Source organism: Pseudoalteromonas luteoviolacea (genome assembly GCF_000814765.1).
Taxonomy (GTDB): Bacteria; Pseudomonadota; Gammaproteobacteria; order Enterobacterales; family Alteromonadaceae; genus Pseudoalteromonas; species Pseudoalteromonas luteoviolacea_H.
Map to the genome: position 1 here is coordinate 165,915 of NZ_JWIC01000006.1, position 24,422 is coordinate 190,336.

General features: G+C 41.6%; 22 protein-coding genes. 17 read left to right on the top strand and 5 right to left on the bottom strand.

Annotation, left to right across the window (positions count from 1 at the left end; all coding sequences use genetic code 11):
• Positions 1-15 precede the first annotated feature (15 nt).
• From JF50_RS12235 to JF50_RS12245, 3 genes are read left to right on the top strand one after another with little or no spacing between them, the layout of a single operon-like run.
• Complete coding sequence (locus JF50_RS12235) at positions 16-834, top strand: MBL fold metallo-hydrolase (protein WP_039609751.1); 819 nt, start codon at positions 16-18, stop codon at positions 832-834.
• Positions 831-3,056, top strand: a complete 2,226-nt coding sequence (locus JF50_RS12240) for a CHASE2 domain-containing protein (RefSeq protein WP_052262272.1) — start codon at positions 831-833, stop codon at positions 3,054-3,056. The genes JF50_RS12235 and JF50_RS12240 overlap by 4 nt, the downstream gene beginning before the upstream one ends.
• 17 nt (positions 3,057-3,073) lie before the next feature.
• A complete protein-coding gene (locus JF50_RS12245) occupies positions 3,074-4,726 on the top strand; it encodes an HD domain-containing phosphohydrolase (RefSeq protein WP_039609752.1) in 1,653 nt (550 codons plus the stop codon).
• Positions 4,727-4,731: 5 nt separating this feature from the next.
• Here the strand turns inward: JF50_RS12245 and JF50_RS12250 are convergent, their stop codons facing one another.
• Together JF50_RS12250 and JF50_RS12255 are read right to left on the bottom strand one after the other, a co-directional pair.
• Positions 4,732-5,103, bottom strand: coding sequence for a VOC family protein (locus JF50_RS12250; protein ID WP_039609753.1), 372 nt, complete (start codon positions 5,101-5,103; stop codon positions 4,732-4,734).
• A gap of 81 nt (positions 5,104-5,184) precedes the next feature.
• The gene (locus JF50_RS12255) at positions 5,185-5,781 is read right to left on the bottom strand and encodes an ACP phosphodiesterase (protein ID WP_039609754.1); all 597 of its coding nucleotides are present in this window, start codon (positions 5,779-5,781) and stop codon (positions 5,185-5,187) included.
• Between the two features lie 258 nt (positions 5,782-6,039).
• Between JF50_RS12255 and JF50_RS12260 the strand changes: the two genes are divergently transcribed.
• The 4 genes from JF50_RS12260 to JF50_RS12275 are packed head-to-tail and all read left to right on the top strand — an operon-like array spanning position 6,040 to position 9,306.
• On the top strand, positions 6,040-6,789 hold the full coding sequence (locus tag JF50_RS12260; protein ID WP_052262273.1) for an ABC transporter permease: 750 nt from the start codon (positions 6,040-6,042) through the stop codon (positions 6,787-6,789).
• Positions 6,790-6,791: 2 nt separating this feature from the next.
• On the top strand, positions 6,792-7,457 hold the full coding sequence (locus JF50_RS12265; RefSeq protein ID WP_039609755.1) for an ATP-binding cassette domain-containing protein: 666 nt from the start codon (positions 6,792-6,794) through the stop codon (positions 7,455-7,457).
• A 3-nt stretch (positions 7,458-7,460) separates the two neighbouring features.
• On the top strand, positions 7,461-8,498 hold the full coding sequence (locus tag JF50_RS12270; protein WP_039609756.1) for an MlaD family protein: 1,038 nt from the start codon (positions 7,461-7,463) through the stop codon (positions 8,496-8,498).
• On the top strand, positions 8,491-9,306 hold the full coding sequence (locus tag JF50_RS12275) for a hypothetical protein (protein ID WP_039609757.1): 816 nt from the start codon (positions 8,491-8,493) through the stop codon (positions 9,304-9,306). The genes JF50_RS12270 and JF50_RS12275 overlap by 8 nt, the downstream gene beginning before the upstream one ends.
• Positions 9,307-9,312: 6 nt before the next feature.
• Here the strand turns inward: JF50_RS12275 and JF50_RS12280 are convergent, their stop codons facing one another.
• Positions 9,313-10,404 (bottom strand): GGDEF domain-containing protein, encoded by a 1,092-nt coding sequence (locus tag JF50_RS12280; protein WP_160290472.1) that lies wholly within the window; start codon positions 10,402-10,404, stop codon positions 9,313-9,315.
• Positions 10,405-10,684: 280 nt separating this feature from the next.
• On the opposite strand from JF50_RS12280, the gene JF50_RS12285 reads away from it, so the two are divergent.
• Positions 10,685-11,029 carry a gamma-glutamylcyclotransferase family protein gene (locus JF50_RS12285; RefSeq protein WP_039609759.1) on the top strand — a complete coding sequence of 115 codons (345 nt, stop codon included), beginning with the start codon at positions 10,685-10,687 and terminating at the stop codon, positions 11,027-11,029.
• A 79-nt stretch (positions 11,030-11,108) separates the two neighbouring features.
• Positions 11,109-12,056, top strand: coding sequence for an ABC transporter substrate-binding protein (locus tag JF50_RS12290; RefSeq protein ID WP_052262274.1), 948 nt, complete (start codon positions 11,109-11,111; stop codon positions 12,054-12,056).
• On the opposite strand, the gene JF50_RS12295 is transcribed toward JF50_RS12290, so the two are convergent.
• On the bottom strand, positions 12,043-13,071 hold the full coding sequence (locus JF50_RS12295) for a LacI family DNA-binding transcriptional regulator (protein WP_039609760.1): 1,029 nt from the start codon (positions 13,069-13,071) through the stop codon (positions 12,043-12,045). The genes JF50_RS12290 and JF50_RS12295 overlap by 14 nt on opposite strands.
• 280 nt (positions 13,072-13,351) lie before the next feature.
• Between JF50_RS12295 and glk the strand changes: the two genes are divergently transcribed.
• The 6 genes from glk to adk all read left to right on the top strand — a co-directional run bounded on the left by glk (position 13,352) and on the right by adk (position 20,093).
• Positions 13,352-14,368, top strand: coding sequence for a glucokinase (glk, locus tag JF50_RS12300; RefSeq protein WP_039609761.1), 1,017 nt, complete (start codon positions 13,352-13,354; stop codon positions 14,366-14,368).
• A 12-nt stretch (positions 14,369-14,380) separates the two neighbouring features.
• Entirely contained in the window at positions 14,381-15,391 is a 1,011-nt protein-coding gene (locus JF50_RS12305; protein ID WP_039609762.1) for a LacI family DNA-binding transcriptional regulator, read from the top strand.
• A 272-nt stretch (positions 15,392-15,663) separates the two neighbouring features.
• Positions 15,664-17,517: a phosphogluconate dehydratase gene (edd, locus tag JF50_RS12310; protein WP_039609763.1), complete on the top strand. Its 1,854-nt coding sequence runs from the start codon at positions 15,664-15,666 to the stop codon at positions 17,515-17,517.
• A gap of 22 nt (positions 17,518-17,539) precedes the next feature.
• On the top strand, positions 17,540-18,160 hold the full coding sequence (locus JF50_RS12315; protein ID WP_039610150.1) for a bifunctional 4-hydroxy-2-oxoglutarate aldolase/2-dehydro-3-deoxy-phosphogluconate aldolase: 621 nt from the start codon (positions 17,540-17,542) through the stop codon (positions 18,158-18,160).
• Positions 18,161-18,176: 16 nt separating this feature from the next.
• Positions 18,177-19,181 (top strand): type I glyceraldehyde-3-phosphate dehydrogenase, encoded by a 1,005-nt coding sequence (gene gap, locus JF50_RS12320; RefSeq protein WP_039609764.1) that lies wholly within the window; start codon positions 18,177-18,179, stop codon positions 19,179-19,181.
• Between the two features lie 267 nt (positions 19,182-19,448).
• A complete protein-coding gene (gene adk, locus JF50_RS12325; RefSeq protein ID WP_039609765.1) occupies positions 19,449-20,093 on the top strand; it encodes an adenylate kinase in 645 nt (214 codons plus the stop codon).
• A gap of 189 nt (positions 20,094-20,282) precedes the next feature.
• Here the strand turns inward: adk and JF50_RS12330 are convergent, their stop codons facing one another.
• Entirely contained in the window at positions 20,283-22,511 is a 2,229-nt protein-coding gene (locus JF50_RS12330; RefSeq protein WP_039609766.1) for a GGDEF domain-containing phosphodiesterase, read from the bottom strand.
• Between the two features lie 332 nt (positions 22,512-22,843).
• Here JF50_RS12330 and tmk point away from each other — a divergent pair, with 332 nt between their 5' ends.
• Both tmk and holB read left to right on the top strand, forming a co-directional pair.
• Positions 22,844-23,473 carry a dTMP kinase gene (tmk, locus tag JF50_RS12335; protein ID WP_039609767.1) on the top strand — a complete coding sequence of 210 codons (630 nt, stop codon included), beginning with the start codon at positions 22,844-22,846 and terminating at the stop codon, positions 23,471-23,473.
• Positions 23,474-23,507: 34 nt separating this feature from the next.
• Positions 23,508-24,419: a DNA polymerase III subunit delta' gene (holB, locus tag JF50_RS12340; protein WP_052262275.1), complete on the top strand. Its 912-nt coding sequence runs from the start codon at positions 23,508-23,510 to the stop codon at positions 24,417-24,419.
• The last annotated feature ends 3 nt before the right edge of the window (positions 24,420-24,422 follow it).

Below are 24,422 nucleotides of genomic sequence, written 5' to 3' on the forward strand. Positions count from 1 at the left end.
CGAGGTTGATATAGAATGCAGTTAAAATTCTACGGTGTGAGGGGCTCTATCCCCACACCGGGGCCAGACACAGTCGAATATGGTGGTAATACAGTGTGTGTATCACTGCAAAGTCAGAACGGTACACACATCATCTTAGATTCTGGCACTGGTATAAGGCTCCTTGGTGATGAGCTCATAAAAGATACTCGAGAAATTTATATTTTACTCAGCCATAATCATTGGGACCATATTCAAGGCTTTCCATTCTTTGTGCCTGCATATATGCCAAATAGGAAGATAACAATTGTGCCCGGTGTAACTGAATCACAGGCGCCTGATGCGATTTTGAGGCAAATGGATGGTAGCTACTTTCCAGTGCAATATGCTGATTTACCCTCAATTGTGAAAGTTTTACCACAACATAATGATACCTGGCACTATCAAGATATTTATATTGAACGTATGGCGATGAACCACCCAGGTGGAGGGAGTGCTTATCGCTTAACCGTTGATGGAGTCAAAATTGTTTATGCCATTGATAATGAATTGTACCCACCGAATGACCCTGTTACGAGCTTTGATGAGTGGGTGGAGTTTGTAGCAGAAGTTGACTATTTAATCCACGATGGGCAGTTTATTCCCAGTGATTACCCATTAAAAATGGGATGGGGGCATTCTCAAATAAAAGATGCTTTGGCTTTAGCGGTACAAGGGAAAGTAAAAAACTTAGTGATTATTAGCCATGATCCGGCTAGAACTGATAAAGACTTGAACCAAATTGCAATAGACATTGGTCAAAAAGGGTTCAATTTCAATACTATAATTGCGCACGAAGGTTTAGTGATTAAATGAACCTTGCCAAACACTTCAAGCTTTACCGGCTTCAGTGGGCGACAGGTAGTGTTATTACTTTTTTATTTATTTTACTTCATATGCTCGCGTTATCGCCTGCAGCACCTTATGGACAAGTGTTGAAACGATTTGAGGGGCTAGCTTATGATGTGAGACTCAAAGAATCACTGCCTTGGCAACAAAGGTCATTTTTACCCATTGTAATCGTTGATATTGATGAGCAAAGCTTGATTGAAATAGGTCGCTTCCCTTGGAGCCGCCACGTAATGGGGAAATTGCAAGACCAACTCGTTGCTGCAGGCGTATCTGTTGTTGCATATGATGTCTTATTTTCTGAGCCTGAACTAAATCCAGCTATGCAAGTGGCTTCACACTTGGGTGCAACAGATCCACAGACTAACGAAATTCTACGTTCGATTGCCCCAAATATTGATGCCGATATCGCTTTTTCTAAAACACTGGATGCAACAGATACGGTTTTGGGTATGTTGTTTGAGCATCAACAGGATATTTTGGTCGGCAAGCTTCCTGACCCTATTTTCGCCAGTGAGATTTCCCCTGATAATTTACCTATTCCAGATTTTTCTGGCCATGTCGCGAACGTAAAAGTGTTGCAGGAAAATAGCCCAGGAACTGGTTTTATAAATAGTGCACCGGATGGTGACGGGTTTGTACGATATTCAATGCTAATGATTAAACACGATAAAGAGGCTTACCCTGCGCTGGCTTTAGAAGCGGCTAGGTTGTATACCTTAGCAGATACCGTAGAGATAGTCGCCAAGCCTTTTGGTGATGGTCATAGCGTACAGGGAATAAAATTAGGCACTACGCTTATTCCGACAGATGACTATGGCCGCGTTGCAATACCTTTTAGAGGCCCTGCCTTTAGTTTCCCTTATATTTCGGCCATTGATGTGATCAATGGCAATATAGATAAAAGCTTGTTTGATCAGGCCATTGTGTTTGTGGGTACATCCGCGGTTGGTCATGCTGATTTGCGAACCACACCGGTAGGGGTGCAATACCCGGGTGTAGAAGTTCATGCAAATGTATTAGAGGGATTAGTGTTTCCTGAGTTGTTGCCTTCTCGCCCTGATTGGATCGATGGCGCGGTCGTTGTCTTACTTGTCATATTGGGACTAGCAATGTCTATTGTACTTCCACTGCTGGGGGTTTTGGGTATGACGTTGCTAGCTTTGTTTGTCACATCATGTTTTATCTTTTTTAGTTTTTATGCATGGGTTGTTTGGCGGCTAGACTTCCCGCAAATCGCGATATTAGGCTTAACCATTTCGCAAACGACAATCTTGGGTAGCCTTGGTTTTGTGCGAGAGCATAAAGAGCGCGTACAAATTAAATCTATATTTGACCAATATGTACCGCCTGCACATATTGCTTCGATGTTAGAACAACCTGATCAGGCTTCTATGGAAGGTGAGAAGCGTGTAATGACCGTGCTATTTGCTGATATACGAGAGTTTACAAGCATCTCTGAGTCACTTGATGCCGGGAGGTTAAAGGCATATTTAAACCAATACTTTTCTCCCATCACAAAAATTATTTTCGAGTACCAAGGCACCATTGATAAATATGTCGGTGATATGGTGATGGCTTTTTGGAATGCCCCGTTGCTTGTTGATGAACATCCAGAGCTTGCTGTTAAGTGTGCTATGCAAATGCAGCGTCAAGTCGATGATTTGCAAGCGCAGATGATAGAGCAAGGTTTCCCACCCTTTGCTATCGGTATTGGTCTAAATACTGGAGACATGAATGTGGGGGATATGGGCTCCGAATATCGAAGAGCATACACAGTGCTTGGTGATGCGGTGAATTTAGGATCGCGCCTTGAGGGATTAACAAAATTTTATGGGGTGGGGGTACTGGTCAGTGAGATGACTTATGAGCAATGTTCGGATATTGTTTTTCGACCAATTGACAAAGTAAAGGTAAAAGGGAAAAACCTCGCGGTGACTATTTTTGAGCCTATTGCACTTAAAAATGAGGTAACAGAGGCCCAGCATGAGGAGCTTAAAGCACATAAAATAGCTTGGGAGTTGTATTTATCGCAATCTTGGCAGGAAGCTTTGCCAGCTTTTACTAAACTAATAGAGTTACAGCCACAAAGAAAAATTTATCAACTTCTTTGTGAAAGAGTGCGTGAAATGCAATCTCATCCTCCCGGAGAAAACTGGGATGGAAGTTATACGCACAAGTCGAAATAGTATGGGTGTAAAGGGCCATGGATCTGTCAATTCGTAGCACAGTAGCTGAAGAAGACATCATTGAGAGCCAAGTTGCATTAAAGCATTTGCTTAAGCTTGCGATTGAGCTTTCATCAGAACATGATACTGACAGGCTATTAGAGCATATTTTAGAGTCAGCAATTGCGTTGAGTAATGCTGAAGGCGGTACAATTTATTCGGTCTCAGAAGATGCGCAGCTCAAGTTTGCAACGTTGATTAACGAGCCACTTGGGTTACACATGGGAGGGACATCAGGCAAAGAGATACCATTTCCCGCAATCCCCATATATTTAGAAGATGGCTCGCCCAACGAAAGTGCTTTAGTAGCGCTCGCCGCAGCAAAAAAAGATGTGATCAGAATTGATGATGTTTATGATTGCACTGATTATGATTTATCTGCTGCCAGAGCTATGGATAAGAAAACAGGGTATCACACCCAATCTGTGTTAACGGTACCTATGGCGAATCATGAACGGGACTTAAATGGCGTTTTACAGCTGATAAACCCTCGCTGTAAGGACAAAGTGGTGAGGTTTTCGTCTGATCTCGTTGAGTTGATATGTTCAATGAGCTCATTGGCTGCGGTGGCTTTGACCAATAGACAGCTGATTGATGATATGGAAACATTATTTCAAGCGTTTACTAGGTTAATTGCTAAAGCAATCGATGAAAAGTCTCCTTATACAGGAGGGCATTGCCGAAGAGTGCCAGAGCTAACCATGATGATAGCCAGTGCGGTCCATGAGGCAAAGACAGGGCCAATGGCTGACTTTAAAATGACAGCGGCGGATAGGCATGAGCTTTCTCTTGCAGGTTGGTTACATGACTGCGGTAAGATTGCCATCCCTGAATATGTGATGGATAAGGCTACTAAACTTCATTCAGTATACGATCGAATTGAATTGGTCATTGCTAAAATTGAAATAGCAAAAAGAGACGTAGAACTAGAATACACCAAGCGGATAATGAAAGCTGAGGCTTTGGATCAGCAACAAATCGTCAAGACACTGAAAATGGAGTTACAGCAGGCTTTGGATAAATTAGAAGATGAGTGTGCATTCTTAGCTCGGACTAATATCGGTGGCGAATTCATGAAAGAAGCTGATCAGCAGCGGGTTCAGAGCTTGGCTGACAATTACAACGTTGTGATTGATGGCTTAGCGCAACCACTGTTATCTCAAGAAGAAGTCTATAATTTAAGTATTGCAAGAGGCACACTTACCACAGAAGAGCGGTTGGTGATTAATAAACATATGGATATCACGCTGGAAATGCTTGAGGCGTTACCATTTCCTAAGCACTTACGAAGAGTCCCTGAATTTGCTGGGGGGCATCATGAAAAAATGGATGGGACTGGGTATCCAAAGGGCCTAACCAGAGAGCAAATGTCTGTACCGGCACGGATCATGGCGATAGCGGATATATTTGAAGCGTTAACCGCTGCTGATAGGCCATATAAAGATGCGAAGCCGCTCAGTGAATGCTTGTTTATTATGGGTAAGATGAAGTTGGGTGATCACATTGATCCAGACTTGTTCGATGTGTTTGTCAGCTCAGGTGTGTATTTAGATTATGCAAATCAGTATTTAAAGCCCGAACAAATAGATGAAATAGACACGGACAAAATCCCCGGATATAACAAGCCATAGGCGAATTAGTTAACGCGCCAAGGCGGGTTTAAACGGTTTTCTCCAGCCCAATAAAGCTTGATTTTGTTATTGGATGGGTCAAGGAGTATGGCTTCTTTCCAGAGATACCTTTCCATCGTTGGTAACTGTTCAAATTGAATGCCTTTTGCAATAAGCTGTTCCACCCATTCATCCAGTTCTTTGTGTTCAAAATATATCACAGCGCCATTTTTAAACGCTCCCGTTTCCAGTGATAGAGAAAATGAACTCCCGCCTGTTGGACATGCAAAGCGAGCATAATGCGGCGTATCAACAATGAGTTTGAAACCAAGGGCCTGATAAAATTCAACGGCCTTTGGCATATTATTTACTGGTAGTGTGACTTGATTTAAGTTCATGATCGTTATCAGATGCTAGGTTGTTGTATAACCATAATTTCAGAAGGTGGTTGATTTGTAAACGATAAAGTCTAACCCGCGTTAAAGTCGGTGTTCGTTCTCTGGGCCATATTGTGCAATATGCTCAATAAGTTCTGGAAAAAAGCACAAAAATGACGCTTCAAGTTGTTCAAGATTGTCAGCAATTTCAACCTCAATTCCGCTAAATTCGTTTTTAAACCGTACCCTTTTTACAATATTACTAAGTGCCTGCTGAGTGCCAATGAGGGTGCAATATTGCTCAAACCAGTCATTGGTAATTAGGTTTTTAATCACATGTTGCATAGGTAAGTGCATCATAGGCAGTTGTTGATTGAGAAGCTGGTAACTATGCACTTTAAACTCATGAAATGAAGTCGGACTAAATTGGGTCCAGTGTTTTATAAGTAGGTGGTCATAGAGAACATCCAGTGCAATACCAGAGAATCGCCGGCGTTTGTGGCTAAATAGAGATTTAGACTGTTTAACAAGAGGATGAAAATCGGTAAATTTATCGACTAATACATGGTTGTCTAGTGCATTTTTCATACTAGGCGACAGCGTTGCGGTATCTATTCCGCGTTGGAAGTCACCAAGCAAATTACCGTGATATGATTGAGCAGTTTCCTTTGCGAGAAATAAATGGGCTAGATAATTCAAACTTCACCTGTAGGTTGCTATTTCATTCTAAATTTTGCTTTGCTGATATTTTATATGAGGCTTTTATAAAAATAAGCAATAAGTATGCGCTGGTAAAACCGCTTTTAATTTTCCGTTACCGAAGCGCAGTAACCTAGATAAATTTTATATGAATGGCGGTCATTATTTGCTTTGTTCTGCTAATCTTAATGATATGACTCATAGTTAAAGAAGACCATTGATGCTTGATATACTGAACTTTGATAACGAGGTACAGTTATGATTGCATATGGATTTTTGCCTTTTTCAGCTTACGTTATTTCAGACTTTATATTTTTCCATCGTAATCGTTCTATCAGTTTTGATGTGCTTGTCAGGCAAGTTCGATTTACAGGCGTTGAAGCATTAGGGCTGGTGGTACTTATCGCCATGTTGATCGGTGCGTTAATCATAGTTCAAGGCTACCCATTACTAGCGGCCATTGGGCAGGGAAATTGGATTTACGATATCTTAATTTCGACGATAGTGCGAGATTTGGGGCCGTTTATTGTTTGCTTTATTGTGTTAGCGCGCTCTGGCACGGCTATCACAACGGAGCTCGGTAACATGGTAGTTAGTAAAGAAATTGATGCGCTAATCGCAATGGGAGTGTCACCCATTTCTTATCTCGTTGCACCACGCGTTTTGGGGATGATAGTGTCTTTGGTTTTGCTGATGAGCTACTTTGTCGCATGTGGTATTTTTGGCGGATACTTAGTCAGCAATGCTTTTCAGTCAATACCAGTCAGTACTTTTTTTGCAAAGCTTGTCAGTGAGTTACACTGGTTTGATATCGTCATCATGTTGTTAAAAGTCGCATTTTCTGGCCTTTTTATTAGTCTCATTGCAAGTTATCACGGGCTGACAGTCAATCGGGCTATCACTGAAGTGCCGCAGCGAAATATTAAAGCGGTTGGCAGAGGGCTCATTTCAATTTGTTTGATTCATGTTTCACTCACTTTACTATACGTGATAATAACAGGGCGGTGATAATGCAAATTGAGTTTAAAAACATCTCCCACTCTGTAAAAAATAAAACCATTTTTAATGATTTAAATGCACGTGTAAGTAGTGGACGGTGCTTGGTTGTTTCAGGTCGCTCTGGGTGTGGCAAAACATTATTCTTCAGTATTGCAAGCGACATTATTCGACCGGATAGTGGCCAAGTTTTGGTTGATGGACGTGATGTAAACACATTGAATGCAAAAGATTACTCGGATTTTAGACGCGATGTGGGCGTGGTATTTCAATTGTCAGGGCTAATTTCTAACCTGACTTTAGAAGAGAATTTGATGTTGCCTTTAAATCGTCATTACAAAGAATTGGATAAATCTGAAAAATATCACCGGATCAATACTCTGGCTGAGGAGTTTGCATTACAGCACTACTTACCGCAGCGTACAGAGATGCTGTCCTCGGGACAAGCTTCATTAGCGGGCCTTGCTCGTGCTCTTTTACTCAAACCACGCGCGGTGATTTGGGATGCCCCGATGGCAGAGATTGATGAGCAGTGGGGAGAGTATGTACTTAAGTTGTTAGTGCAATTAAAGGCTCAGGGGACGACATTAATTTTGTGCTCCAATCGCAAAGAAGTCATTGAAACGTTGGCTGATGAGCAGTTAGAACTGAATGAACTGTTCTGCTTTTCGGAGTTTTAACTGATGCAGCACAGCGTAAAAAAAACGAATAATATCGTCTTGCTTTTTGGTGTGGCAGGCATCTTTATGTTGTTAATCATGACTGCGATGATCCTAGTGAACAACCATACTTTCGCTGACAAAACCTATTATAAAACGATATTACAAGATGCAAGTGGGTTAAGTGCCTTACCCGCTATTTATTTTAAAGGCCTAAAAGTGGGTCGAATAGATGGATTCAGGTTGGATCATGAATCTAATTTAATTGAAGTTGAGCTATGGGTATTTAGGGAGTATCAAAACAAAGTTGTAAAGTATGCGGTACTGGCTGGTGAACAACATCCAATTTTTGATGATGTCACGACTTTTGAGCTTATTCTACCAGATCCCAGTAGCGTGAAAGAATACGTTGAGCTAGCGCCAGACAGCTACATTCCTCATATCAATAGTGAGCTTGGTAAAAGCTATGTCAATAAAGGCCTGATTGCACAAAAAGGGGATGATATTGAAAGTATCTTGGGCAGTATCAACCAGCTACTGCAAAACTTTCAAAAAGAAGATAACCCAGAGGCGGGAGCAATATTTAGAGTCTTAGATCGTGTGGCTAAAATTAGTGATAATTTGATGGTGGTGAGTGAAGAAGTCAAAGGTAGCGATTTGCTACCTGACGCTGAGCGTACGCTGGCGCAAAGTCAGCAGGTATTAGAGCAAATGCCAAAAGTACTGGAACAAATCAATACAACTTTACGCACTACTGAGCGGCTGATGGGACAAGCTGGTTCTACATTAAACAACTATGCAGAGCCAGCAAAGATAATTGGTGATGTCACTGATAGGCAATTACCCATTGTCTTAAATAATTTAAATGAGAGTCTTACTGTCATGCAGATTATGCTCAAAGATGTTCACAGTGAGAGGGAGCAATTCGCCATAGCGATTCATAGCATGCAACAAGTATTGGATAAAATGGATAAGACCTTACAGGCGTTAAATAATCATCCAATGTTAAAAGGTGGTATAGAGAAGCAGCCTCAGACCACGGGAGTGGAAATGCATGATTAAACAGACATGTACCGTGATGTTCGTTATGTTTTCACTCATAAATATTGGGTGTTCAAGTGCACCCGAAAAGCAATATCGTGTTACCAAATATTTGGAACTAGCAAGTACGTGGATGGCCCGTGGGGATAGAAAGCGTCAAGAAGAAAAGCTCGCTCTCGCTTTGAGTAATTATCAAACAAGTTACAAATACGCGAACATGCGAAATGATTTGACACTGATGGGCATTCTACACCTTAAACAAGCGACCATTTATATAAACCAAAACCGGTTTGAACAAGCGCTAGTTTCTATCGATAAAGCAAAAGCGCTTCATCAATATGAGGGGGCTGATATTGTATTACCCATTCGGTCAGTCGAAGCGAAGTTTACAAATGCACTTGGTAAGGCCACTTTAGCTAAAAACATGGTCAATGAGTTAAGTGTTGAATATAAAAATGACATCGAGAAGCATATATATTATCGCTGGTTAGGCTGGTTGTATTCTGGAGAAAATTCACGGGATTGGGAGAGGGTAGACAGTGATTTGAATACACTTCAGCAGCTTAAATCGAGCGGCACGTTAAATAACATCGAAATACTCTCTTTCGCCATTTATTACAATGCAAAATGGCGTGTGCAAGAACAAGATAGACAAGCTCGGTCTGCAATCGACATGGCGCTAGCACATTTTTCTGAACTTGAGCTAACTAACCGGATTAAAGCGTGCTACTTACTGGCTGTACAGTGGTACGAAGCAAACGATGATAAAGATAAAGCTATGTATTTTTCCATGCGCTTAAAAGAAATCTCTACAAATATGCCATTTTGACAAGATTTATACATCTTCAATTAAATGCATTTCACTTCGGTTTCTACCATTATTTTTTGCTTGATAGAGCGCTTTATCTGCTTGTAGTTGTGTTGCTTCAAACGCCGCTTTGGAGACTGTTTCAGTATTGGCAATTCCAGCACTTAGGGTCACGTTGTTTAATTGAGGGTTTAGTTGCTCTAAACTTGCAGAGAATGCAGCTCTGACCTTTTCTGCAAGTTGCATCGTGTGAGCAGGAGAGGTGTCAAATAAGACAATGCAAAACTCTTCTCCGCCCCAACGAGTGACGAGATCAGAAGCGCGCACAGACGATTTTAACTTTTTGCCAACGTGTGCAAGTATCTGGTCGCCAGTTTGATGACCAAATTCATCATTGATGTATTTAAAATGATCAACGTCAAGCATAATGACACTCAGTGAACGACACTTGCGTTGGGACAAAGGCATGATGCTATCTAAACATTTAGATAGGCCTCTGCGATTGAGCAAATCTGTCAGTTCATCGTGATGCGCAGCATATTCTAGTTTGCGAACAAAGCGGCCTACACTGAGTAGCATTAGAAGAGGGACTCCTGCGACGATGCCGATTAACGCAACGACCCAAGTATATCCTCCAACCCAGCTGAACTGTTCGCCAATACTTGGCAGTGCACCAAAAGCACCATACAGGGTGTAGAAGAAGCTTAATATAAGCTCCAATAGAACAACAGACACCGTTATTGTGACGGCTATATACTCGTTTCTGTCATGTTTTGCATACTGCCATAGAACCCAGCCATAATTTGCTCTAACTAGCAGTAGCCAGACACCAATCACGAGTAGACGCAGCGACCTATCCGGTATAAGCAAAGTAAAAACCAATGACAAGATCAGGACTGGGAAGATGAGCAGGTATATTTTTTGTTTAGAGGGTGGTTTGTGGACAAAATGCCAAGCACCGATTAACCAAAATGCATGCCCTAGGATCAGGCAAGTGTTAAAAGTGATGACCATGATATACCTTGGCATGCCTTGCATAGAGAGCTGAGATAAATAGGCAATGGATAATATGCCGAGTGCAATTGCCCAATATCTAGTTCCTTCAATTGTTTGGCTCATTTTTGTGATAGCACTGAGGACAATTGCGCCGGTAATCGAAGCGAAAAAAAGGGAGAGCATTAAAGTTAAATCATGAACTTGCACTAATTACAGTGTCCTTTTTTGATTATTCTAGAGTGGTTCTCAATTAACATCTTACATGCAGCTTCATGCATAGCTTACGTAAATCTTAGCAAACGTTTTGACTTTTGCATTAATTCGCGCGGTTACGTAGATGCTTTAAGGCTAAATGAGAGGGGTATTCTATAGTAATACATGACATATTTTCTGAGGAAGAAATATGAACAATGCACTTAATCAATTATTTGTCTATGGCTCTTTGGCACCGGGGTGTGCAAACGAGCATGTTTTGAGCCCCTTGGATGGTGATTTTGAAACAGGCTGGGTGAAAGGCAAGCTTTACGAGCAAGGTTGGGGGGCTGCTATGGGATACCCAGGTATTGAGCTGGATGCTCATGGTGAATGGGTGAAGGGCCTACTGTTTTACTCCGTACAACTTGCAGATTATTTGTCGGTGTTAGATGGATTTGAGGGCTCTGAGTATAAAAGGGAAATATGTGAGGTAAAAAAAGCATCTGGAGAGATGTGTTTTGCATATATTTATACGTTAGTAAAACAGGCTTAATACGAGTAAAAATGTAGTGGTATACCTACATTCATTGCTAGGTGAGTTTTGTTATTTATAAAATACAAAGTCAATATTTATGATGAAAAAAGCTTGGTTATTTCTTTTATTCTTTAATAGTTATGCATTGGCTGCGCCTATCCGGATTGTCGTGAACGATTGGACGAGCCAACAGATCTTAGCCAATATTGCCGAACAAATATTTATCAGGCTTGGTTATGAGGTGGAGCTAATAGAGGTCACTGTTGATATGCAGTGGTTTTTATTGAAGACCGATAGAGCCGACTTACAATTAGAAGTGTGGCAGGGCACGATGGAAGATAAATTTACACAATTGCACCGAGCTGGCGCGATTGTGGACCTTGGGAACTATTCAATTGTGACCCGAGAAGATTGGTGGTATCCACTCTATGTCAAGGATATGTGCCCAGGTCTGCCTGATTGGAGAGCGCTTAGAACGTGCGATAGGGTGTTTGCAAGGATTGGTTCAAAAGGAAAGGGGGTCTATGTTTCAGGGCCATGGGAAAAGCCGGATAGGGCACGGATTAAAGCATTAGGTTTGAATTTTATAGTTAAACAGGTGGATAACGGAGAAGCAATTTGGCAAGAGCTGAAAGAGGCAATTGCTGATAAGCGCCCGGTGTTGGTATTCAACTGGACACCTAACTGGGTTGGATCTGTTTACCCTGGTGAGTTTGTCGAGTTCCCAGCACATTCCGCAGCGTGTGAGCAAGACAAGCAATGGGGTGTGAATTCAAAGCTAGCATATGATTGTGGTAATCCAAAAGCGGGTTGGCTCAAAAAGGTGTCTAGCAATCGCTTTGTTAAATTGTTTCCTTGTTTAGTTGAAGGGATCAAACAGTTTGATTTAAATAAAGAGGAGATAGAAGCGCTCTCCGCCCAAGTTGATGTATATGGGCGGACAGTAAAGCAGATCGCACAGAGCTGGGTCAAAGTAAATAGGTCTCGTTGGACCTTACTCTTTATGCAATGTAAAGCGACAAAGAATCAATCTACTTCGTCGTAGACTGTCTAACAATCAGTTTTGGTGGTAGGAGTGTGTCTACTATTTGCTCACCTCTAATAAGAGAGAGTAAATTAGAAACTAGCATTTGACCTGCCAAAGTCGTGTTTTGTTGAATTGTGGTCAGTGAGGGCGTAATGTAATTTGCCGCAGCGATATTATCAAATCCAATGACATTCACGTCTTCTGGGATCTTTAAACCCGCTTCTTTTAACGCTTTGATTGCACCAATAGCTATCAGGTCGCTTGCGGCAAATAGGGCATCAAACTTAACATTGTTGGCCAAAAGGGAGCGTGTAGCATGGTAGCCTGAATCCTCTGTGGAGATTGCATTGGCAATACTTCGTTCGCCTAAAGGGATATTGTGTTGTTCTAATGTGTTTTGAAAACCTTTAAATCGAGTTAAAAACTCTGGGCTATGTTCGGATGCATCGCCGATGAAAACGCAGTGTTTTCTTCCATTTTCTATCAGGTGCTGGGCAGCAAGTTGGCCACCGCCGTAGTTATCACAACTGACGGTTAAATCTTGTCGACCTTCGACTTTGGCACCCCAACATACAAACTTGGTATCTTGTGCGAGTAAATTCTGAAGACGCTCTTGGTAATCCATATAATCACCATAGCCTAGTAAAATAATGCCATCTGCCCGGTGGCTGTCTTCGTATTCTGCCCGCCAGTCTTGGCTGATAGATTGAAAAGAAACAAGCAGGTCATAGCCTTCTTTCGCACATGCTCGGGTAATGCTACCTAGCATATTTAAGAAAAACGGGTTGATTTGAGACTCGTCACCTGTCGGGTCTTCAAATAACAATATTGCCAGAGTAGCACTTTGCTGAGTGCGTAAATTGCTGGCATTTTTATCTACTTTGTAATTAAGCTTTTTAGCTACTTCCCACACTTTCCTGCGGGTTTCCTCGTTGACAAGAGGGCTATTACGCAGTGCCCTTGACACTGTGGATTGCGAGACACCTGCAAAATGCGCAATGTCAAAGGAAGTCGCTTTACCTTTTGTTTTCATGTTCAAAATTAGTTTAATTGCGTCGTGAACATTGTCTTTGATTATTTTTTTTTTGCAACCAATTTCATAAAAGGCGTAAATTTTTATTGATGTACTTTGACACCGGTGTCATAATGTCGATGTTTTATCATTTTGTTGTCAAAACGTATTTGGCTGCCCTAAATTGGGGCAGCTCTTTTTTCAGCCTGCGTGCAAAGTTTCGGCTGATTATGATTTGGGATAACAACTGGGGTAACCCCCAATAGGTGTTTGGAACACCGCAACAACAGAGAAAAACAGCATGAGCCAGACAACACTTAACAGTTTTAATGGTCATGACCGTGCCTTCGAGCCGATTATCGTTGCCGATATTGGTGGTACAAATGCTCGATTTGCCGTCGTGACAGAATACGATTTAGACTCTAACCAGTTTACAATTGCCCATCAACTCACTTTTCCAAGTGCAGAGTTTCAGTCTTTTGAATCAGCTTTATCAGCTTTCCTCGATTCACTCACTATTTCAAAACCTTCCAGAGCATGCTTTGCAGTCGCCGGGCCAATTAAAGGTCATCAGGTATTTTTAACCAATTTAGGCTGGAATTTTAATACTCAAGAAGTACAGACTCAGTTTGGTTTTGAGCAGTGTGCGGTCATAAATGATTTTGCCGCATTTGCTTATGCTGCGCCTTACTTGAAAAAAGAAGACAATATACAAATCAAGGCAGGACAAGCTGCACCGGGTGCTAACATCGCTGTAATGGGTCCTGGTACGGGCTTTGGCGCCGCTTGTCATGTGAGTGATATACACAGTAGTTCAGTATTGAGCTGTGAAGCTGGCCATATAAGTTTGGCTGCGGTGACTGAGTTAGATAGACAATTGTTGCATGTTTTAAAAGAAAGTATTGGGCATGTGTCTGTTGAAACTGTGTTTTCTGGCCCAGGGCTTGCCAGATTATATAAAGCTATGGCTCAAGTAAAAGGTGTGCAAGCTGAAGATTTAAATGCTGCACAGATAAGCGCGAGAGCGCAAGAGTGTGAAGTATGTGATGCAACGCTGAATCAATTTTGTGATTGGGTTGGCAGTGTTGCAGGTGATCTTGCGTTAACCTTCGGGGCGTTAGGTGGCGTGTTTATTGGCGGTGGAATTTTACCCCGCATGACCGAACGACTAATGTCTAGTCGATTTGTTGAAAGGTTTACAGAAAAAGGGATAATGTCTCAGTACGCTGGGCAAATTCCAGTAACTTTAGTTGTGCAGGATAATATTCCTTTAATTGGTGCGGCGGCGTGTCTTCACAGCCGTCACCAATTTTCGTAAATTGGAATAAATATGAAAAAAGTAACCATTAACAGCGTAGCTGAGTATGCTGGAGTCTCGAAAAAAACGGTCTCTAGGGTACTTAATAATGAACCGAATGTAAGTCCAGCTACGCGTGAAAAGGTACTCCAAGTTTTTAAAGAGTTGGACTATAAGCCGAACCCGATTGCACGTGGATTAGCGCGAAATAAAAGCTTTATTATTGGCTGTTTATATGACAATCCAAGTAAAAGTTATATTACTCGGGTACAAAGCGGCGCGTTAGAGGCGTGTCATAAATTTAATTACAACTTGCTGATTCACCCCTGTGAACTCAGAGGTGAGGAATTGATCCACAACGTTGATCAATTATTGACGACTTCTAGGCTAGATGGACTGGTCTTGACTCCGCCTTTTTCCGATTCTCAAGAGTTAATTGACTTTTTGAAAACGCAAAATGTGCCTTTTGCTCGCGTTGCGTCGGCTTTAGAAGATGAATCATCTATCTCAGTTAGCAGTAATGACGAGCAAGGTGCTTACGAGTTAACAGAGCATTTAATTTCACTCGGTCATAAAGATATCGCATTTATTAAAGGTCACAGAGACCATAGTGCGACGGAAAAACGCTTTAGTGGCTATCAGAATGCATTGCTGAACCATGGTATAGAATTTAAAGAAAGCTTAGTCGCGCAGGGTAACTTCAGTTACCACTCAGGTGCTGATAGTGCGAAAGAGATTTTAGACATAGAGCCTATGCCAACAGCGGTATTTGCATCAAATGATTACATGGCGGCAGCCGTGCTGAAGTTAGCGACTCAAAGGAAGCTTAGGGTGCCTGAAGATATTTCTATTGCGGGTTTTGACAATGCACCGATCGCCAGACATATATGGCCTGGCTTAACGACAATTGCGCAGCCAGTTGAAGAAATGACGCGTCAAGCAGTGGAACAACTTATATTACAAATATCTGATCCTTCAACAGAAGTTTATCAAAAAGTACTTGAAGCCAAGCTCATTACCAGAGAGTCTACCGCTGCCAAGTAACCCATTTACAATTACATCTACTTGTTCAAAGCCCAATCCCTAGCGATTGGGCTTTTTTTGTCCATAATTTAAGTATGGACCTAATTTAATCTAAATTTAATGTTCAATGGGTTGACACCGGTGTCATAAGTGTGAGTTAATACAGTGACACCGGTGTCAGGTTGAGGTGAGAGACAACCTGCCAGCGTACCTTTGAACGGGTAAATCAAAGCTGCTCAGTACATGTGAGATGTGCTGAGCCTTTTTCCTCTAAACATGCAGAGAGGCGGATTATGTTGCATCCTCGAATTCAAGAAGTTACTGAAAGAGTCGTTAAACGCAGCCAGACAACTCGTAGTGCCTACCTTAAGCGTATACAAGAAGCAAAAAAACAAACGCGCGTAAGAGCTGGACTTGGGTGTGGTAACTTAGCACACGTAATGGCTGCTTGTTCAAGCAGCGATAAAGCAAGATTGAAAGCTGATGAACAGCCAAACCTAGCGATTATTAATTCCTATAATGACATGCTTTCTGCACATGTTCCTTATTTAGAGTTCCCAGATTTAATTAAGAAGATAGCAACCCAATACGATGCAACAGCTCAAGTGGCTGGTGGTGTACCGGCTATGTGTGATGGTGTTACTCAGGGTCGCGATGGTATGGAGCTATCTTTGTTCTCACGTGATGTTATTGCGATGTCTACTGCAGTGGCCTTGTCACACGATGTATTTGACGGTGTTTTCTGTTTAGGTGTATGCGACAAGATTGTCCCTGGACTGCTTATCGGTTCACTTTCTTTCGGTCATTTACCAATCTTTTTCTTACCAGCCGGTCCAATGGAATCAGGCATTCCAAATAAAGAAAAAGCGCGCGTTCGCCAGAGCTTTGCACAAGGTCTTGTAAGCCGTGAAGAGTTATTAGAAGCGGAAAGTGCATCATATCACAGTGCGGGTACTTGTACTTTCTATGGCACCGCAAACTCAAATCAGATGTTGATGGAGATCATGGGTCTTCATTTACCAGGTAGTTCATTCATCAACCCTTATACTGAGTTGCGAGATGGCTTAACGGCAAGTGCTGTTAAAATGATGCTCGAACAACTAATTGAAACTAAATCAGCAAACCCAATCGGTGAGATTGTTGATGAAAAGACCGTTATCAATGGGTTAGTTGGTTTACTTGCAACAGGTGGTTCTACTAACCACGCAATACACCTTGTTGCAATGGCGAAAGCCGCTGGCGTACAGATCACATGGAAAGACATGGCTGAGCTGTCGGAAGTAGTGCCATTGCTAACGCGCATTTATCCAAATGGTTCTGCGGATGTAAACCACTTCCAAGCAGCTGGTGGTATGGGCTTCTTAATGCGCGAACTGCGCGATGCGGGTTATTTGCATAATGATGTTAAAACCATTGTTGGTGAAGGCCTAGACGACTACACCAAAGAGCCTGTTTTAGATGTTGATACCAATGTGATCATGACCAACAGTGAAGGGCCAAGCAAAGTGAAATGGGTACCATGCCCTGAAAAATCTTTGGATGAAGATGTGCTTAGACCTGTATCAAATCCATTTAACAAGCAGGGTGGATTGCAGCTATTAACAGGTAACTTGGGTAAAGCGGTAATTAAAGTGTCAGCTGTTGCCGAGAAACACCAGTTTGTTTCTGCACCTGCAAAAGTATTTAGTTCACAAGCATCTCTTCAAGATGCGTTTGCCAATGGCGAACTTAACCAAGACTTTATTGCTGTGATTAAAGAGCAAGGTCCTAAAGCCAAAGGCATGCCTGAGTTACATAAGTTGACGCCAGTAATGGCAACCTTGCAAGACCAGGGGTATAAAGTTGCGATTGTAACAGATGGTCGTATGTCAGGTGCGTCAGGTAAAGTACCAGCGGCTATTCACCTAGCGCCAGAAGCCGTTGAAGGCGGCATCATCGCGAAGATCCGCGAAGGTGACATGATCACGCTTGATGCGCCAAATGGTGATTTAATTTTACATGTGTCAGATGAAGAACTCGCAGAGCGCGAATTAGAATTAACACAACCAGAACTCACATTTGGTACTGGCCGAGAGCTATTCACCGGGTTTAGAAACATGGTGAGCAGTGCGGACTTGGGTGCTAGCGCCTTTGGTATCGATGAATAACAACATTGGGGATGGGGTAAATATGAAAATACAAGAGATCTTATCGGCAGCGCCCGTAGTACCGGTAATTGTCATAGAAGAATTAGAAGATGCAATTCCGTTGGCGCGTGCTTTATACAATGGTGGTCTGCGTGCACTTGAAGTAACGCTTAGAACGCCTGTTGCAGCTGAAGCGGTAAAACAAATTAAAGAAGCGTTACCAGAAGCTTATGTTGGCACAGGCACTGTTGTCGACAAGGCTTCTTTCGAAGCGTCAGTTAATGCGGGCGCAGACTTTATGGTAAGCCCTGGTGTGAGCTCAGAATTACTAGAACTTGCTAAAAGCACTGATATTCCATTTTTACCGGGTGCAGCTACACCCAGTGAAGCAATGGAACTTGCCTCGCATGGCTTTAAGTTTTTGAAGTTTTTCCCAGCAGAAGCTGCTGGTGGTGCACCCATGCTTAAATCAATTGGTGGACCTCTTCCGCAAGTGACATTTTGCCCTACGGGTGGAATATCACTTGAAAGCGCGCCTAAATACTTGGCGTTAAACAATGTAATTTGTGTTGGCGGTACTTGGATGTTGGATAAATCGCTAATTGCAAATAAAGACTGGCAAGCCATCGAAGCGCTTGCAAAACAAGCAAGTGAAGTTAAATAATTAGGGGAATGTAATCATGATCAACATCGCAATTAATGGCTATGGCCGCATCGGTCGCAACGTACTACGCGCACTTTACGAATCAGGTCAAAATGACCAAATCAAGATTGTTGCCATCAATGATCTTGCTCCAGCAGAAACAAACGCACACTTAACTCAATTCGATTCAGTACATGGTCGTTTTAATGAAAAATTGACACTTGCTGGTAATACACTCGTTATCGGTAATGATGAAATTACGCTAACGCAAGAGCGTGATCCTGCAAATCTTCCTTGGAAAGCATTAAATGTTGATATCGTACTAGAGTGTACCGGTATTTTCACATCTCGTGAGGCTGCGGCTAAGCACATCGAGGCGGGTGCGAAAAAAGTAATTGTTTCTGCGCCTGGTACAGATTTAGATGCGACTGTTGTTCACGGCGTTAATAGCGATGTGTTAAATGAAAACAGCAACATTATCTCAAATGCATCATGTACAACTAACTGTCTTGCGCCAGTTGCAAAAGCGCTAAACGATGTCATTGGTATAGAGCAGGGTAGCATGACAACGATTCATGCATTCACAAATGACCAAAACTTATGTGATGTGTATCACAAAGATTTATACCGTGCTCGTAGTGCAACACAGTCAATGATCCCAACTAAAACAGGTGCGGCAAAAGCGGTTGGCCTAGTATTGCCTGAGCTTGCTGGTAAACTTGACGGTATGGCTGTACGTGTTCCTACAGTAAACGTGTCTTTAGTTGATTTAACTTTTGTTGCTAAGCGTGAAACAACTACTGAAGAAGTGAACGAAATTGTTAAAGCTGCTGCAGAAGGTGCGATGGCGGGTGTGCTTGAATACAATACGTTGCCACTTGTTTCAATCGACTTTAACCACAACCCTGCGTCATCAGTATTCGATGCAACGCAAACAAAAGCAGAGGGTAAACTGGTTAAAGTGATGGCTTGGTATGACAATGAGTGGGGTTTCTCAAACCGCATGATTGACCAAGTTAAAGCGTTAGGTGCATTCTTATAATTTATAATTGCAACTAAGTATTAAAATGAAGCCCTGCAAAATGTGCGGGGCTTTTTTATGCGTGTTGTTCTACCATGCCACTTATTTTGGATGATTACACGAATTATGTGAGTGGTTTTTATACAATCTTTTGATTATCTTCATGCTCTTTTGAGATAGGGTACAAAACCTCTAATCAATTGGTATAAGTGACTTGAGTATCAACGCGCAATATGAAAAAATTCCAACCAATTAAAATACAGTAAACTCAGAATCGAGGAACATAATATGCGCATTATCCTTTTAGGCGCGCCTGGTGCTGGTAAAGGCACTCAAGCTCAATTTCTTATGGAAAAATTTGGTATCCCTCAAATCTCTACTGGCGACATGCTTCGCGCTGCTATCAGCGAAGGCACACCGTTAGGTTTAGAGGCGAAAAAAGTGATGGATGCCGGTCAACTAGTTTCTGATGAAATCATCATTGGTTTAGTTAAAGAGCGTATCGCAAAGCCTGATTGTGAGAAAGGTTTCCTATTAGATGGCTTCCCACGCACAATTCCTCAAGCTGACGCAATGAAAGAAAATGCAATCAATATTGATCATGTTATCGAGTTTGATGTTGCTGATGAAATCATCGTAGAGCGCATGGGCGGTCGTCGTGTACACCCTGGTTCTGGCCGTGTTTACCACGTTGTATACAACCCACCTAAGGTTGAGGGCAAAGACGATGAAACGGGTGAAGATCTAATTATCCGTGCTGATGATACAGAAGAAACGGTGCGCAAGCGTCTAGGTATTTATCACGACCAAACAAGACCGCTTGTTGACTACTACAACAAAGAAGCTGACGCAGGTAATACTAAGTACCACAAGCTAGACGGCACACAAGCTGTTGACGCCGTAAGTCAGCAATTAGGCGAACTACTTGGTTAATTTTAAAATTAATTAAGCGCACAGACCCAGTTACTTTGTGACTGGGTTTTTTTGTTTTAAATTTTGTAAATTTGTGAGTTTAAAAAGAAAAGGCGCCTGAAAATCAAGCGCTAAATAATCCAAGGGGGAGTTCAAATGTCAAACAAATATGTTTAGACAGGTATATTTAACGCTATTCATATTACTGATTTATGACAATACAATATTGTTTTCTTCAATATTCTTTAAGTTCAATTCACTTGCACAGCAGGGCTTACTAAACCAATACCCTTGAAACTCAGTGATGCCAAGTCGGCTTAAACGGTCGAAGTCTTTTTGCGTTTCAACCCCTTCGGCAAGTAAAGATATCTGCATGTTTTCACATATTGTCTTGAGGCCAAGTAGAAGCGAACGCTGCTTTTTAAGGTCCGTTATGTCTGTCAGTAGGCTTCTATCAAGCTTTAAGCGTTGTATCGGGCATTCCAGAACTCGCGCAATATTTGAATAACCAGTGCCAAAATCATCGATACTTAAGATAAACCCTAATTCATCCAATTGATCCATTACGTGATTATGGTCATCTGCAAAGCTATATTCGGTCAGTTCTAACTCAATTGAGCTTGGCGCAATGTCATACTTGCCAGTGATATGTTGTATTTGAGAAATAAAAAGGGGATCTTCTATATCTCTGGAGCTAATATTTATGGCAATTGGAACATTGATGTGAGGATTAGCGGTCAAAAATTGACAGACTCGATCTAACATGGTTCTGGTTACATGACTTACAAGGCCAAATTCTTCTGCAATAGGAATAAATTGTGATGGTGGTACCCAACCCAGCAAACTATTGTGCCACCTTGCAAGCGCTTCATAACCAATGATGCTTTTATTGATATCGTGCTTGCTTTGTAAATACAGTTTTAGTTCACCTAACTCGATAGATTTCTCCAGTAAGAGTGCCATTTCATGTCTGGCTAATGTTTGTCTGCGTGTGAGCTGATCAAATACGGTAATTATTTGATTAGGCGCCCTCAATTCACAGGCTTGTAATGCACTTTTAAGGAGTCGTTCAGCGATGTAGCCATGCTCTGGGTATGTCGCAATACCGATGGCATATTTCGAGTGGAATTGATGCTGGCCCAGCTTTATCCAAAAATCTAGCTTTTTATGCCAGCGGCTTGCAATATCCTTAAGCGGGCCTTTAGCCTCGACTAAAATCGCGATGCGGCCTGCACCGATATATGCGATTTGGTCTAACAGCTCAGCATCTTGCTCTACAATCTGGTTGATACGTGCATAAAGCGTTCGGTGTTGTTCGCCATCAATCATATAATCAAGAACGTGCTTATTTAAATTGTCTGCGATTAGCAAGGCGAAAGGTTTGCCCCTATCGATATGCGCTTGGAGTTGCTCAAGAAGCCACGTTTTATTTGGCAAATTGGTTGCTTTATCAAAGTACTTTGCTTGCTGATGTGCAACGTCAAGCGTTAACAAGTCTTGCTGAAGCTGTTGTTGATCAGAAACATCTTGAAGATACCAGGCTTTGATCTCATTAGAGTGCAGTTCTTGCGCTGCAACCTCAATACACTTGTCCTCAACAGTAAATGTTTTTGAGACTGAGTCTAAGAGTTCGTTGTCGTATGATAAATACTCAATATTATCAGGTGTTATACGCTTGAGAGACAGTGGTAAAGGGAGTGTTTGAATACTCAACAACCTTTTAGCTTTGTCATTGGCCTCCACAATATTGAAGTCTTGATCTACCAAAATGATGGCGCTGAATGACTTTTGAAAAAAACGTTGATAAATCTGTTTTTGCGACTCTAACAAGGTATTGTTTTCGAGCATATGCTTGTTTAAGCGACTAGCCGCCAAGCTTGTGCGCCAAACTGCCAAAGGAATACAACAGTTAAGGAAGAAAAATAGCAGCAGTTGTATGTGTAAAACGGCGTCAACTAACATTCTTTGCTCAGCGGGGACGATAGCAATATTAATGTTTTTTAATATAAGAACGAAAGGGATGATATTTAATATTGCGTAAAAGGTAGCCGTTTTTTTGCCAACTAGAATTAATGCGATGATAGGTGTGATATAGACAAATATGGAACCTAGGTGCGCTAATTGTAGGTTGGGGATAAAGAGTTTAATCATCACACCAGCTGTTGCGATGCATATAAGTAGTAAGTGAGCAGTTATAGAGAAGGAGCGACTGCTAAATAAAAGTAAAGCAGCTAACGTAATCGTGAACCCTGAAGTCAATGCAATGACATAGTTTAAGTTATAGTCGATAGCTGCAGGCAAGCTGTTAAGGAAAATACCAAGGCATAACACAAGCCCCGTGGTTAAAATAATACGAAGGGCACTAAGACGCCATGTCGGGACGTTTACACGTGGTTTTTGTTCTTCTTCAAGTAAGAAAAATCTGCTTAATGTGCTCAAAACTAAATATTTCGTATTATTATTTTGAACAATACTAAGGTCTTACTGTACACAATTCAATGACAAATCAACAAAATAAAGACTTAAATCAATTTGATAACGTTGTCATTTTTGGGTTACCTTGACGACAATGTAATGTTTTGTCTGTTTTTTAGTCTTCCCTGTTAATTTATTGATCTGTTGTTAATCTTTTTGGTTTAACTTTTCATTCTTTAAATTGGTATCGGGTTGGATGAGAAATGAGCAAAAGAAACGGGATCTACTGATTAAACATGAAAAAGGCGGTAGTATAGGTGTATTACATAAGAGCATAAAAATTTGAGTAAGTGATAATGAGCAAAGGGTTCATGTTAGTCTGTGATGGCAGCAATGGTGCAGGAAAGACGACAGTTATTAAAGGTATTGAAGCGTATTTAACTTCAAAAGGGTATGAAGTTGTTTTAACTCGTGAACCTGGTGGTACAGACATCGGTGAAAAGATCCGGGAAGTTATTTTAGATCCGAACACACCGCAAATGACCGATCTAACGGAGTTGATGTTGTTTGGTGCGGCAAGAGCTCAGCATATCGAAGAAAAAATCAAACCAGCGATAGAGTCGGGCAAAGTAGTGATTTCTGACCGCTTCGATGCCGCCACTTTTAGCTTTCAGCATTATGCTCGAGGCATTGATCTCCATACGATTGAGACAATTAACAACCTTGCATTAAATGGCTTTAAACCAGATCTCAATATAATTCTAGACCTTGATCCTGAACTGGGTCTGCAGCGAGTGCAGCAAAGAGGAGAAGGGTTAGATCGACTTGAGGTTGAGAAACTCGATTTTCTTAATCGAGCACGTGAAGGTTATCTTATCCAGGCAAAAGCTGCGCCGGAATCATTTGCTGTCATTGATGCCAGTTATTCTCAAGAGGAAGTGCTTAAGCGATGCATTGAGGTTGTAGATGAGCTTATGGTGCGTTAAATATGATGTATTTTTGTAATATAGGCGTCGCATAATGTACCCTTGGATTGATTTGGTACGTAAACAACTACAAGACAGCTTCGAGCGAAATCGTTTTCATCATGCTCAATTAATTCATGGGTTAATTGGCGTCGGGAAAAGTGAATTGGTTCGTAAACTGAGCGAAGATTTATTGTGTATTCGTAGTGCTGAAGTGCTTTCAAGTTGCGGGCAATGTAAGAGTTGCTTGTTGTTACGTGCACAAAATCACCCTGACTTACTTTATTTGGCTGGCGATACGGGCAGTATTGGTGTTGATGAGGTACGTGCATTAAATGACTTTGTTTTTCACTCTGCTCAGCAGGGAGGAAATAAGGTTGTCGTTATTGAGCAAATAGAAAAAATGACAGAGTCAGCAGCGAACGCATTGTTAAAAACGTTGGAGGAGCCAGCCTCTAAACGTTATATTTTGATGACTTGTAACGATTTATCTAAGGTTAAAGCAACCGTATTGAGTCGATGTAATCAAGTGCGAGTTGCAGTTAAAAATAAAACCGAGTCGCAACAATGGCTAGTATCTAAAGGCATAACGAGCCAAGAATACCTTTGGGCTGAGACGTTTTCAGAGCAGCCATTACTGCTAGAGGCTTGGGCTAACCAAGGGCTAATATCTGATGTTGATGAATTGTGGAAAGTCGCTCATGATATTACAAGCGTTGTTGATATAAATACGTTAGAGAGTACACTATCGAAAGACGTTAGCTTACATGCTGTTTTTACACGCTTTTTAATTGAGGTGTTCAAGCAGCAGCTGGCTGTCGGGCAAATAAACTTTGTGCAGTTTCATAATTGCACCCAAAAGATGGAAAAATACATGTCCGATCACCACAAGATTTTAGGTATAAATAAAACTCTTAGCTTGTCTAATTTGGTGTTTGGACTTCAGTGCGTATTGAAACAGGATTGATAT

Coding starts and splice junctions, on each gene's coding strand:
- JF50_RS12235 (WP_039609751.1), top strand. CDS start 16: ATGCAGTTAAAATTCTACGGTGTGAGGGGCTCTATCCCCACACCGGGG.
- JF50_RS12240 (WP_052262272.1), top strand. CDS start 831: ATGAACCTTGCCAAACACTTCAAGCTTTACCGGCTTCAGTGGGCGACA.
- JF50_RS12245 (WP_039609752.1), top strand. CDS start 3,074: ATGGATCTGTCAATTCGTAGCACAGTAGCTGAAGAAGACATCATTGAG.
- JF50_RS12250 (WP_039609753.1), bottom strand. CDS start 5,103: ATGAACTTAAATCAAGTCACACTACCAGTAAATAATATGCCAAAGGCC.
- JF50_RS12260 (WP_052262273.1), top strand. CDS start 6,040: ATGATTGCATATGGATTTTTGCCTTTTTCAGCTTACGTTATTTCAGAC.
- JF50_RS12265 (WP_039609755.1), top strand. CDS start 6,792: ATGCAAATTGAGTTTAAAAACATCTCCCACTCTGTAAAAAATAAAACC.
- JF50_RS12270 (WP_039609756.1), top strand. CDS start 7,461: ATGCAGCACAGCGTAAAAAAAACGAATAATATCGTCTTGCTTTTTGGT.
- JF50_RS12275 (WP_039609757.1), top strand. CDS start 8,491: ATGATTAAACAGACATGTACCGTGATGTTCGTTATGTTTTCACTCATA.
- JF50_RS12280 (WP_160290472.1), bottom strand. CDS start 10,404: ATGAGCCAAACAATTGAAGGAACTAGATATTGGGCAATTGCACTCGGC.
- JF50_RS12285 (WP_039609759.1), top strand. CDS start 10,685: ATGAACAATGCACTTAATCAATTATTTGTCTATGGCTCTTTGGCACCG.
- JF50_RS12290 (WP_052262274.1), top strand. CDS start 11,109: ATGATGAAAAAAGCTTGGTTATTTCTTTTATTCTTTAATAGTTATGCA.
- JF50_RS12295 (WP_039609760.1), bottom strand. CDS start 13,071: ATGAAAACAAAAGGTAAAGCGACTTCCTTTGACATTGCGCATTTTGCA.
- glk (WP_039609761.1), top strand. CDS start 13,352: ATGAGCCAGACAACACTTAACAGTTTTAATGGTCATGACCGTGCCTTC.
- JF50_RS12305 (WP_039609762.1), top strand. CDS start 14,381: ATGAAAAAAGTAACCATTAACAGCGTAGCTGAGTATGCTGGAGTCTCG.
- edd (WP_039609763.1), top strand. CDS start 15,664: ATGTTGCATCCTCGAATTCAAGAAGTTACTGAAAGAGTCGTTAAACGC.
- JF50_RS12315 (WP_039610150.1), top strand. CDS start 17,540: ATGAAAATACAAGAGATCTTATCGGCAGCGCCCGTAGTACCGGTAATT.
- gap (WP_039609764.1), top strand. CDS start 18,177: ATGATCAACATCGCAATTAATGGCTATGGCCGCATCGGTCGCAACGTA.
- adk (WP_039609765.1), top strand. CDS start 19,449: ATGCGCATTATCCTTTTAGGCGCGCCTGGTGCTGGTAAAGGCACTCAA.
- tmk (WP_039609767.1), top strand. CDS start 22,844: ATGAGCAAAGGGTTCATGTTAGTCTGTGATGGCAGCAATGGTGCAGGA.
- holB (WP_052262275.1), top strand. CDS start 23,508: ATGTACCCTTGGATTGATTTGGTACGTAAACAACTACAAGACAGCTTC.